Raw genomic sequence first — 12539 nt, forward strand, 5'->3', positions numbered from 1 at the left:
TCCTTCCCCTGCGTGTAGGCCAGCCAAATGGCTTGGCGGTGGTGCGGGGAGAGGCGGGTGTTTTTGTGCATGTTCATGTTTCAGTATTCTCCTGGAAATACTGTAAACAACGCTACTAGTTTCTACATACCGATGCCGGTGATGTTGTGTCTGTCGGTTCTAAAGGCTATGAACGCCAAATCATCAATGTATCCCCCGGCGATATTTCTGCTACTTCTACTGATGCCATCAATGGCTCTCAACTTTATGGTGTATTGAGTGCGCTCGAACGCATTCGTTATTTCTCTGTTAAGTCAACTGATGGCAGTACTGACGGCACCAAAAACTGGAATAACGATGGTGCGAAAGGTGCAAACTCAATTGCCATTGGCCCATTTGCATCTACGACAAGTGCAGCCACAAATGGTATTGCTATCGGCAATCAGGCAAATGTTACAGGCGTCAATGCTGTTGCTTTGGGTAACGGTACTACTGCTTCTGTTCAAGATTCTGTCGCTTTGGGCAATGGTGCTGTCGGTGCAGCCAATAATTTTGATGCAACCGCTAAAAATGCCTCATTTAAAAATGATAGTGGCGCTGCGACCAATGTCAGCTATGCTGCTTCTTCATCCTCTACAACAGGCGCGGTTTCTGTAGGCAGTGCAGGCAATGAACGCCAAATCCAGAATGTTGCCGCAGGCCGTATTTCCGCCACTTCGACCGATGCAGTTAATGGTAGCCAACTGTACACAGTCATGAATAATGTTGGACATAATATCCAACAAAACGGTACAGACAAATCTCGTATCAATAATAACGGTACAGTCAACTACGCCGATGGTAATTTGACGACCGTTGCAGTTACCGATGGCGAGAATGCATCAAAAGTTCAAATCAACGTCACTCAAGGCTCATTGTCTGTCAATAATAATGGCACAGTGTCCGCACCGACTGCCGGTGTAGCGACTGCTGGCGATGTAGCCAATGCCATCAATAATGCCAAAACCACAACCAAGGTGGAGGCAGGCAGCAACACGCACGTTAATAAAACAACCTCAGGCAAAGAAACCACTTATACCGTCAGCGCAGATAAAGCAACGGTACAAGTTTCCAATGCTTTGAATCTGACCTCTAATACTACAACTGCAGCCGATGGTGCAGTCACAACTAATTACAGTATCGATCTCGCTCAAAGCACCAAAGCCGACATCCAAAAAGGCGTGGACGCCAAAACCGCCGTTGACAGCAAAGGCCTGACCTTCAACGGCGACAGCGGCAGCACCAATGTCGAAAAACTGGGCTCCACCGTGACCGTTGCCGGCGACGACAACATCACCACCGCAGCCCAGGGCGATACAGTGACCGTCAAGCTGAAAAAAGACCTGGTAATAGACAGCGTCAAAGCCGGCGACACCACCGTGAACAACGACGGAGTGAAAGTAGGCGACGATGTCGCATTGACCCAGGACGGCGTTAAAGCGGGCGATGTCAAACTGACCAAAGACGGTTTGAACAACGCCGGCAACAAAGTGACCAACGTAGCCGCCGGTACCGACGATACCGACGTCGTCAACTACGGTCAGCTGAAAGAGACCTGGGTGCGAATATACGCTAAGCAACAAGATAGCAGGCTGTATATCAACTCTCCCAATGATTTTGGTGCGGCATATTGTACGCAAAAACCAGATGCATGCTGTTTTTAAAAGAATTTCATGAACCAGGCTGTACCCTCTTTAGAGAGTAAACCTGAATGGCTAAAGAGATTTGGGAGCCCAAGACATGGGATGCCTGCCTTTTCTCATGCAGGTTGCTTTATTCTGGTAGGCTCCCTCTACTGCTGCAAAAAGGCTACATATTTCTCCGTACATCAACAGGGTGCTGGAATATTTTTAAAATAAAGATAAAATGGGGAAATTTTACCCCCGTTTACCTCGTAAAACGAAATTCTTGTACTCACGGGCCGACTGGTTCGTGCAGGTAAGTGGGTAGGTTGCGATTCCGATCACTCTATACAACTAAATAAGGGAGCATAATAATGAATAAAGCTTATCGCATCGTTTGGAATGCGTGCACCAATACTTGGACTGCCGTTCAGGAAAATGCCAAGGCCAAAGGAAAATCTTCTTCCGGACGGGTTTCCGCCGAGCCTGCCACATTGGGCAGCTTGGGGTTGAAATCTTCCCGTTTCGTTTGTACCGCATTGGTTTCCGCGCTGATGATGACTGCAGGTTATGCCAACGCCGGGCCGGGTATTTTTATCAATGACGGTAATGATGACGGATGTATCGTTACCAGCGATGAATCAGCAAGAAGAAATGCGCTGTTCTTTCTGTCTAATAACAACTTGGAATGAGCGGCCGGGCAGTCCAGCGGCGGCAGTATGCCGAGTGCAAATGCTTTTCGGAATAAATGCAGCCCGACGGATGCAGCCAGTCAAACCAACCGTGCTCTGTTCCATGGCGATGCGGGTGGCGCGGGTAGCAAACACCTTTCGCTCGGTGGCCGTTTGGATGTAAATAGCGGCATTATCGGCTTGGGTGACCGTGCTGCGGGCAACAACAGCATCCGCATTGGTAGCGGCAATACTTTGCAGGCTGCCAATAGTCAATCGAATTCCGTTGCTATCGGTAATGACGTGGAAACCAAAGCTGCCCTGGCTGTTGGCATCGGCTCGGCCGCCAAGGCCAATGGAGTGCAGTCTGTAGCTGTCGGCAACAGCGTGGAGTCTTCCGGATATTATTCCGTAGCCATCGGTACTTCCGCTCGTGCGAATGCGGCACAAACTGTGGCTTTGGGTAACAATGCCAACGCCGCAGGCGAGGATGCGCTGGCTATTGGTCGTAGTGCCAACGCGCAGGCGAAAGACTCCATCGCATTCGGTCGTAGCTCTCAGGCAGCTGCCAAGGGTGTTGCCATTGGTTCGGATGCCAGCGCTGCCGTGGCCAATTCTGTTGCCTTAGGTTCAGGTACGACTGCCGTTGCTGCTACCAACCAGTCTGGAACGAAAAATGTAAACGGACTGAACTATACATATGTCGGCGATTCCGCCAATAGTTCTGTGACCGTTGGCAACCGTCAAATCAAACAGGTAGGGGCGGGCGAAGTTTCGGCTGCTTCCACCGATGCGATTAACGGTAGCCAGCTTTACGCCACCCAAAATGTAATCGGCAATATCGGTAAAGGTGTGGCTACTAATTTGGGCGGCGGCGCGGCCTTGAAACCAGATGGTACGTTTACCGCTCCCACCTACAACCTGACTGATGCCAACGGTAATGCGGTTAGCAAAAATAATGTCGGCGACGCGCTGAACGTATTGAACAGCCGTTTGAATAATGTGGGTGGCGGTTTTCAGGTAGCCGCAACTACTGGTACGACGCAAAACGTCAAGCCTGGCAATACTCTCAAATTTATTGATGGTACAAATACCACTACCGAAGTATCGACCGACGGCGCGGGTGTGACCACCGTTAAAATCAACGCCACAGGCGGCGGTGCAGCCGTTCCCCTGACCAGCAACGCTGCAACCGGCCAAGTCAACGCACCCGCTGCTGCGGATGCGAATAAAGCTGCCACTGCAGGTAGCGTGGCCACTGCCATCAATACTGCCGTGAGCAAGAGTGGCTTTAATGTGCAGGGTGGTTCGGTTGCTGGCGGCTCCGTTACTGGTGCAGCTACAACCAAAGTAAATAATGGCAGTACCGTTAAATTGCAGGCGGGTAAAAACATCGCTCTATCACAGAGTGGTGCGGATTTTACTTTTGCCACTGCCGAGAATTTGAGCGTAACCAGCGTGACTGCCACTGATGCGGCTGGCAATAAAACTGTTACCAATGGCAGCGGTGTCACTATAACTCCGGCAGCCGCAGGCAGTTCCCCCGTAAGACTAACCACCAGTGGCCTGGATAACGGCGGCAACAAGATCACCAACCTGACCAGCGGCAACGTTGCGGCAGGCGACAACAGTGCTGTAACTGGCGGTGCAGTTAATACCGCAATCAATACTGCCATCAATACTGCCGTGACCGATTTGAAAGACGCCGGCTTCAAGATCGGAGCCGACAGCGGTGCAGACGACACCGTAAAACTGGGCGAAACCGTCAAATATGCCGGCGATGCCAATATCAAGACCACGGTTACCAACAACCAAATCGGCTTTAAGCTGGCCGACAGCATTACCGTTGGCCCGGCCAGCGGCGGCAACCCGGTTACCGTCGACGGTAGTGCCGGTACGGTTACCGGCCTGACCAACAAAACTTGGAATCCTGCCGGCATTGTCAGCGGACGTGCAGCCACGGAAGATCAGTTGAAAGCTGTAGCCAATCAGGTCAACAGTTCTGCAACCCACTATTACAGCGTGAACGACGGTGGCGGCGCACACGGTGGCAATTTCAATAATGACGGCGCGACTGGTCTTAACGCATTGGCTGCCGGCGTGGGTGCAAGTGCGCAAGATAATGATGCTGTCGCCATCGGTAGCGGAACGATCGCTCAAGGTAACGGCTCGATCGCCATCGGTGCGGCTGCCGAAGTCAGCGGCGCCACCGGAGCGGGCGGCATCGCCATCGGCGCGGCTGCCACCGCTAAGAACGGCGGTACGGCCGTCGGCTCCGGCGCGGATACCGGCAACGGCACGGCACTCATCCCCGGCCTGCCCAACCGCCTCAATAACAACCTAGCATTGGGCGATAGCGCGAGGGTTAAAAACGATACCAACTTCAACGTGGCATTGGGTTCGCTTTCCACTGCAGGCGATGCGGATTTGACCGCCGCCGCCTACAAACCGAACGCAACTTCCGTCATTGCCGGCGACATCAACGAAGCCGGGGTTAAATATGGCGAAGTTTCGCTGGGCGGGGACACAAGCCATTTTATGTCCGGTAGCAAAATGTACCGCCGCCTGACCAATTTGGCTGCAGGTTCGGCCGATACCGATGCCGTGAACGTATCGCAGCTGAAAGCGGTGCAGGCTGCTTTGCAGGACCAAGCTCCGGTTGCATACACCAAAGCCGACGGCACCAAGGTGTACAAACACACCGACGGCAACTTCTACGATGCACCCAACGGTGCAGGTAACCAAGTTGCAGCAGCGGATGTGATTACCAGCCTGCAGAATGCGGCCGGCAGCACAACCGCACCGACCACCTTGGCCAACGTGAAGGACAATCTGGCCGATACCGCTGCAGCCGTTACCAACCCGACCGGTAACGACCGCACCACCTTGTCTGCCAACAAAGGCCACAACGCCGCCACCGTCAACGACGTATTGAACGCCGGCTTCACCGTACAAGGCAACGGGGTTGACGAAGATTTTGTCACCCATGGCGATACCGTTAATTTTGTTAACGGCCAAGGTACCGTAGCCAACGTCAGCAGCACTGGCGGTGTAACAACGGTTAAGTTCGATACCCCGATGACCTATGTTGACACAGCGGGCACTCCGGCCACTACGCCGAGCAACAAAGTGAATCTGGTGGGCACAGGCGGCCCGGTAACCTTGGGTAACGTCGCTGCAGGTGCGGTTAACGCGACCAGTACCGATGCCGTGAACGGCAGCCAGTTGTACAAAACTGCCAATTCCACAGCCACCCACTTGGGCGGCGGATCGGCAGTTCAGGCCGATGGCAGCATTAGCGCGCCGACCTACACCCTGGCCAATGCCACTGGTACGCCAACGAACTACAGCAACGTAGGCGACGCATTGACTGCGCTGAATGCACGCACCAATGCGGCCAACGCCGGTTGGAAATTCCAAGTGAACAGCGGTGCTGCGGAAACCATCAAGCCGAATGATACGGTAGGGTTTAAAGATGGTACCAACATTGCCATAACCAACAACGGTAAAGACATTACCATTGCCACCAAACCTAACCTGACTGCCGACAGCTTGACAATTAACAACGGCCCGGTCATCAACGGTAACGGTATTAGCACCAACGGCAAAAACATTGATATGGGTAACAACGGCAAGATTACCAACCTGACCAGCGGCAACGTTGCGGCAGGCGACAACAGTGCCGTAACTGGCGGTGCAGTTAATACCGCAATCAATACTGCCATCAATACTGCCGTGACCGATTTGAAAGACGCCGGCTTCAAGATCGGAGCCGACAGCGGTGCAGACGACACCGTGAAACTGGGCGAAACCGTCAAATATGCCGGCGATGCCAATATCAAGACCACGGTTACCGACAACCAAATCGGCTTTAAACTGGCCGACAGCATTACCGTTGGTCCGGCTAGCGGCGGCAACCCGGTTACCGTCGACGGTAGTGCCGGTACGGTTACCGGCCTGACCAACAAAACTTGGACCGGTACGCCGGTGAGTGGTCGCGCTGCTACTGAAGACCAATTGCAGGTTGTGGCAAATAAGGCCGCCGCCGCCAAAACCATCGTGGCTGCTGGCAATGGTATCTCTGTAGGCACACCGACACTTAATGGGGATGGCAGCACTACCTATACCGTGTCCGCAGATACTGCCGCCATTACTACCGGCACGGACGGCAAAGCCGCCACAACCGGTAATACCAACCAAGTCGCCACCGCGCAGGATGTGGTTAACGCCATCAACAACAGTGGTTTCAACATCACTGCCGGCGGCAACACCGTAGGTACACCCGCTGCCACTACAGCCAAATCAGGCAGCACCCTGACCCTGGCTGCAGGCAACGGATTGACGGTGCAACAAAATGTTGACGGCAACGGCAACCAGACCTACACCTATGCTGTAGACGCCCAATCCGTGGTACAGAGTGCCCAAGCCCCAGTTGCATACACCAAAGCCGACGGCACCAAGGTGTACAAACACACCGACGGCAACTTCTACGATGCACCCAACGGTGCAGGTAACCAAGTTGCAGCAGCGGATGTGATTACCAGCCTGCAGAATGCGGCCGGCAGCACAACCGCACCGACCACCTTGGCCAACGTGAAGGACAATCTGGCCGATACCGCTGCAGCCGTTACCAACCCGACCGGTAACGACCGCACCACCTTGTCTGCCAACAAAGGCCACAACGCCGCCACCGTCAACGACGTATTGAACGCCGGCTTCACCGTACAAGGCAACGGGGTTGACGAAGATTTTGTCACCCATGGCGATACCGTTAATTTTGTTAACGGCCAAGGTACCGTAGCCAACGTCAGCAGCACTGGCGGTGTAACAACGGTTAAGTTCGATACCCCGATGACCTATGTTGACACAGCGGGCACTCCGGCCACTACGCCGAGCAACAAAGTGAATCTGGTGGGCACAGGCGGCCCGGTAACCTTGGGTAACGTCGCTGCAGGTGCGGTTAACGCGACCAGTACCGATGCCGTGAACGGCAGCCAACTGTTTGCGACCAACCAAAACGTAGCCAACAACGCCGCCAATATCGCCAAAGGCATCAACTTCGGCGGTACGACCGGCAGCAAAAACTACGCATTGGGCGACACCATCAATGTCAAAGGCGACAGCAACATCATCAGCGAAACCGTAGCCGGTGGTGCACAGCTGAAACTGGCAGATGTGTTGAATGTCGGTCAAGCGGCTCCGGTGAAAATCGATGGCAATAAAGGCGAAGTCAGCGGCTTGAGCAATACGACTTTGGGTGGCAGCGACTTTGCCCAAGGCAAACGTGCGGCGACTGAAGAGCAGCTGAATGCAGCCCAAGATCAGTTGGTGAATGTATTGGGTGGCAATGCGGCCAATAATGGCGGCAACATCAGCATGACCGATATTGGCGGTACTGGTGAGAACAACATCCATGATGCGATTAAAGCCGTCAATGCAACTGCCAATCTGCCTTTGACTTTCGGCGGCGACAGCGGCAAAGATGTTGAACGCAAACCGGGTACGAAGCTGAATATTGTTGGCGGTCAAACCGATGCAGCCAAACTTTCAGACGGCAATATCGGTGTTGTAGCAAATGGCTCTGATAAGTTGGAAGTCAAATTGGCTAAAGACTTGGCAGTTGACAGCGTGAAAGCCGGCGATACCACCGTCAATACTGATGGCGTGAAAGTTGGTGATGTCAACCTGACTAAAGCCGGCTTGAACAACGGCGGCAACAAGATTACCAACGTTGCAGCCGGTACCGATGATACTGATGCGGTGAATGTTGCTCAGTTGAACAAAGCTGCGGCTGCGGCTAAGACCGAAGTCGTTCAAGGCGATAACATTGTTGTTACTCAGAATGTCGGCGCCAATGGCCAAACCATTTACAAAGTGGCTACCGATAAAAACCTGAAAGTTGACAGCGTTACCGCAGGTGATACCGTGATGAATAATGACGGTGTAAAAGTCGGCGATGATGTTGCATTGAACAAAGACGGCTTGAAAGCAGGCGATGTGAACCTGACCAAAGCTGGCTTGAACAATGGCGGCAACAAGATTACCAACGTTGCGGCCGGTACGGATGACACCGATGCGGTTAATGTTTCTCAACTGAAACAAGCTGCGACGGCATCTAAAACTGAAGTCGTTCAAGGTAAGAACATCGTTGTGACTGAAAAAACAGGTGACAAAGGTCAGACTGTTTATGAAGTTGCTACCGATAAAGACTTGGACGTTGACAGCGTGAAAGCCGGTGATACTACTGTTAATAATGATGGTGTGAAAGTTGGTGATGATGTTGCATTGAACAAAGACGGCTTGAAAGCAGGTAAGGTAAACCTGACTAAAGACGGTTTGGACAATGCAGGCAACAAAGTAACCAACGTAGCGGATGGCGACATCAACGCCAACAGCAAAGATGCTGTCAACGGCAGCCAGTTGTACGCAACCAACCAAAACGTAGCCAACAACGCTGCGACTATCGCCAAAGGCATCAACTTCGGCGGTACGACCGGCAGCAACAACTATGCATTGGGCGACACCATCAATGTCAAAGGCGACAGCAACATCATCAGCGAAACCGTAGCCGGTGGCGCTCAACTGAAGTTGGCTGACGAGATTAGCGTGAAGACAGTGAATGCCGATACCTTCAAAGCAGGCGATACTGTGATGAATAACGACGGCGTGAAAGTCGGCGATAAAGTTGCGTTGAACAAAGACGGTCTGACCGCAGGCAATACCGTGGTCAACAACGATGGCGTAACCATCGCTGCACCGACTGAAAACAATCCGAACAACCAAGTCAAACTATCTCCTGTCGGTCTGAACAACGGCGGCCAACGCATTACCAATGTGGCTCCGGGTAAAGACGGTACAGACGCGGCAAACGTGAACCAGTTGATTGGTTTGGGCAACGAATTGCAAAACAACATCAACCAAGTAGGTAAGAAAGCCTACGCGGGTGTGGCCGGTGCGATTGCCCAAGGCTCGATTCCGCAAGTAACCAGTCCGGGTGAGACCGGTATCGGTGTCGGCAGCGGCTACTACGGCGGTCAGTCTGCCATGGCTATCGGCGTATCTGCGATGAGTGACGGCGGCAACTGGATTGTCAAAGGCAACTTCTCGGCCAATACCGACGGTCATGTCGGTGTCGGTGTCGGTGCGCTGTATAAGTGGTAAGTTGGCAATGACAGGCAACTAGATTTACTGCCTGAATAGGGAGGCCGTCTGAAATTTTAGGTTTCAGACGGCCTTTTTTTCTGAAAACACTTGAATTTAGACTATCTGAAACGATATGCTTCATCTATTTACCGCATGACTCTGAAAGAGAACAAATGAGCAAAACCATCCATTATTTGAAAGACTACGCTGCGCCAGCGTACCGTATTCTGAAAACCGACCTGCATTTCGATATTTTAGAACCGCAAACCATCGTCAAATCCAGTCTGACCGTTCAACCTGAAAGAGCAGGGGAGCCGTTGGTATTGGATGGTTCGGCAAAACTGCTGTCTGTGAAAGTAAACGGCCGGGCCGTAGATTATGTGTTGGAAGACGAAAAACTGACGATTTCCGGCGTGCCGTCTGAAAACTTTACGCTGGAAGTGGAAACTGAAATTCTACCGGCTGAGAACAAATCGCTGATGGGTCTGTATGCTTCCGGCGGCAATTTGTTTACCCAATGCGAACCGGAAGGTTTCCGCAAAATTACGTTTTACATCGACCGTCCGGATGTCATGTCTAAATTTACCACCACTATCGTTGCAGATAAAAAACGCTATCCTGTGTTGCTGTCTAACGGCAATAAAATCGATGGCGGCGAGTTTTCAGACGGCCGTCATTGGGTGAAATGGGAAGACCCGTTTGCCAAACCGAGCTATCTCTTTGCTTTGGTGGCAGGCGATTTGGCGGTAACGGAAGATTATTTTACGACCATGAGCGGCCGTAAGGTCAAAATCGAGTTCTACACCACGGAGACAGACAAACCTAAAGTCGGGTTTGCAGTGGAATCGTTGAAAAATGCGATGAAATGGGACGAAACACGTTTTGGCTTGGAATACGACTTGGATATTTTCATGGTCGTTGCCGTGGGCGATTTCAATATGGGCGCAATGGAAAACAAAGGTTTGAATATTTTCAACACCAAGTTTGTGCTGGCCAACAGCCGTACCGCTACCGATACCGACTTTGAAGGCATCGAATCTGTTGTCGGCCACGAATATTTCCATAACTGGACGGGCAACCGCGTGACCTGCCGCGATTGGTTCCAATTGTCGCTGAAAGAAGGTTTGACTGTATTCCGCGATCAAGAGTTTTCTGGCGACCGAGCCAGCCGCGTGGTACGCCGTATCGACAATGTCCGCATGCTGCGCTTGTTCCAATTCCCTGAAGATGCGGGCCCGACTGCGCATCCTGTCCGCCCGGCCAGCTATGAAGAGATGAACAACTTTTACACCATGACCGTCTATGAAAAAGGGGCGGAAGTAGTGCGTATGTATCACACCTTGCTCGGGGAAGAAGGCTTCCAAAAAGGCATGAAGTTGTATTTCCAACGCCACGACGGACAGGCTGTGACTTGTGATGATTTCCGTGCTGCAATGGCAGACGCAAACGGTATCAATCTTGATCAGTTCGCCTTGTGGTATAGCCAAGCCGGTACGCCGGTTTTAGATGCCCAAGGCCGTCTGAAAGATGGAGCGTTTGAATTGACCATCAAACAAACCATTCCGGCTACACCCGATATGGCGGACAAACAGCCGATGATGATTCCGGTCAAAACCGGTTTGCTGAACGAAAAAGGCGAAGCGGTTGAGTTTGAATATCAAGGCAAACGTGTGAAAGAGGCGGTTTTGGTATTGACTGAAGCCGAACAGACTTTTGTGTTGGGTGGCGTCAATGAGCCGGTTATCCCGTCTTTGCTGCGTGATTTCTCTGCACCGGTTACCCTGAACTATCCGTACAGCGAGCAAGAATTGGCCACTTTACTGGCGGCAGATGAAAATGAGTTTGCTCGTTGGGAGGCTGCTCAAACCCTGTATCATCGCGCCATTAACGCCAACCGTCAGGCATTGGCGGAAGGCCGACCTTTGCCGGAACACAAAGCATTGATGGATGCTTTGGCTTTGGTGGTTTCCGGTGACTTTGATCCGGCATTCCGTGCCATTTTGCTGCAAATGCCGTCTGAAACCGATGTATGGGCGGAAGAAGAAAATATTGATCCGATTCAGGTTCATCAGGCGCGTGAAGCCTTGCTCAATGCCGTTGCCGTCAAGTTCCTGCCTCAATGGCGTGAGCTGAACCGTCAAGCTGCCGAGCAAGAAAATCAAGCCGATGCTGCTGTTCGTTATGAATACAGCCCAGAATTGGCCGGCTGGCGTACTTTGCGTAATGCTTGCAGAGCATTTATCCTTCGTGCTGACGCTGCGCATATCGAACACGTTGCGGAGAATTACGAAGCAATGGCGCAAAACATGACCCACGAATGGGGTATCTTATCCGCAATTAACAGCAATGAAAGCGAAATCCGCGATCGTTTGTTGACACAATTTGCCGATAAATTTGCCGATGATGCTTTGGTAATGGACAAATATTTTGCCCTGATTGCCTCAAGTCGCCGCAAAGATACTTTACAGCAAGTTCAGACGGCCTTGAGTCATCCTAAGTTCAGTATTGAAAATCCAAATAAAGCCCGTTCTTTATTGATGAGCTTCAGTCGTAATATTCCGCACTTCCATGCAGAAGATGGTAGTGGATACCGTTTTGTTGCTGATAAAGTGATGGAAATCGACCGCTTTAATCCGCAAGTTGCCGCCCGACTGGTACAGGCTTTCAACATCTGCAACAAATTGGAAGCCAACCGCAAAGCCGTTATGACCAAAGAGTTGCAACGCATCCATGCACAAGAAGGTTTGTCCAAAGATGTGGGCGAGATTGTCGGTAAGATTCTGAATGAAAAATAAAGCTTGTCTGTTGAACTTATTGTAATTTGGCAATAAGGATAGATAGACTAAAGGTCGTCTGAAACCGATTGGTTTCAGACGACCTTTTTATATATCAACGCTTAAATTAATTTTCGTTGAGGATAGTGAATAAGAATAAAAAAAGAGCCTGCATAAAACAGGCTGTAGGAAAACGTTGCGTTGTTTACACCACAGGTTGAGAATGAAGCCTGCAAGACCTCAAACGGCGTATCGCCGTTCAAACTGCGGTGCGGCTTCACAGTGTTATAGAAATTAACAAAGCGGCACAA

Annotated in this window: 4 protein-coding genes and 2 pseudogenes; 4 read left to right on the top strand and 2 right to left on the bottom strand. The window is 51.6% G+C overall.

Annotation, left to right across the window (positions count from 1 at the left end; all coding sequences use genetic code 11):
• Positions 1-77 (bottom strand): annotated as a pseudogene (locus ACTHTQ_RS10865) (helix-turn-helix domain-containing protein); the annotation flags it as partial.
• A gap of 69 nt (positions 78-146) precedes the next feature.
• Here ACTHTQ_RS10865 and ACTHTQ_RS10870 point away from each other — a divergent pair.
• From ACTHTQ_RS10870 to pepN, 4 genes are all read left to right on the top strand, one after another.
• Positions 147-1682 (top strand): hypothetical protein, encoded by a 1536-nt coding sequence (locus ACTHTQ_RS10870; RefSeq protein ID WP_440363923.1) that lies wholly within the window; start codon positions 147-149, stop codon positions 1680-1682.
• 332 nt (positions 1683-2014) lie between these two features.
• Complete coding sequence (locus ACTHTQ_RS10875) at positions 2015-2332, top strand: ESPR domain-containing protein (RefSeq protein ID WP_440363924.1); 318 nt, start codon at positions 2015-2017, stop codon at positions 2330-2332.
• A gap of 27 nt (positions 2333-2359) precedes the next feature.
• Positions 2360-9472 (top strand): YadA-like family protein, encoded by a 7113-nt coding sequence (locus ACTHTQ_RS10880; protein ID WP_440363925.1) that lies wholly within the window; start codon positions 2360-2362, stop codon positions 9470-9472.
• A 155-nt stretch (positions 9473-9627) separates the two neighbouring features.
• Positions 9628-12249 (top strand): aminopeptidase N, encoded by a 2622-nt coding sequence (gene pepN / locus ACTHTQ_RS10885; protein WP_440363926.1) that lies wholly within the window; start codon positions 9628-9630, stop codon positions 12247-12249.
• 101 nt (positions 12250-12350) lie between these two features.
• On the opposite strand, the pseudogene ACTHTQ_RS10890 reads toward pepN, so the two are convergent.
• Positions 12351-12539 (bottom strand): annotated as a pseudogene (locus tag ACTHTQ_RS10890) (hypothetical protein); the annotation flags it as partial.

The organism is Neisseria sp. P0020.S003, assembly GCF_051957095.1.
In the GTDB taxonomy this organism is placed as follows: Bacteria; Pseudomonadota; Gammaproteobacteria; order Burkholderiales; family Neisseriaceae; genus Neisseria; species Neisseria subflava.

Excerpts from the sequence above, each read along its gene's own strand:
- ACTHTQ_RS10875 (WP_440363924.1), top strand. The coding sequence starts at position 2,015 with ATGAATAAAGCTTATCGCATCGTTTGGAATGCGTGCACCAATACTTGG.
- ACTHTQ_RS10880 (WP_440363925.1), top strand. The coding sequence starts at position 2,360 with ATGCCGAGTGCAAATGCTTTTCGGAATAAATGCAGCCCGACGGATGCA.
- pepN (WP_440363926.1), top strand. The coding sequence starts at position 9,628 with ATGAGCAAAACCATCCATTATTTGAAAGACTACGCTGCGCCAGCGTAC.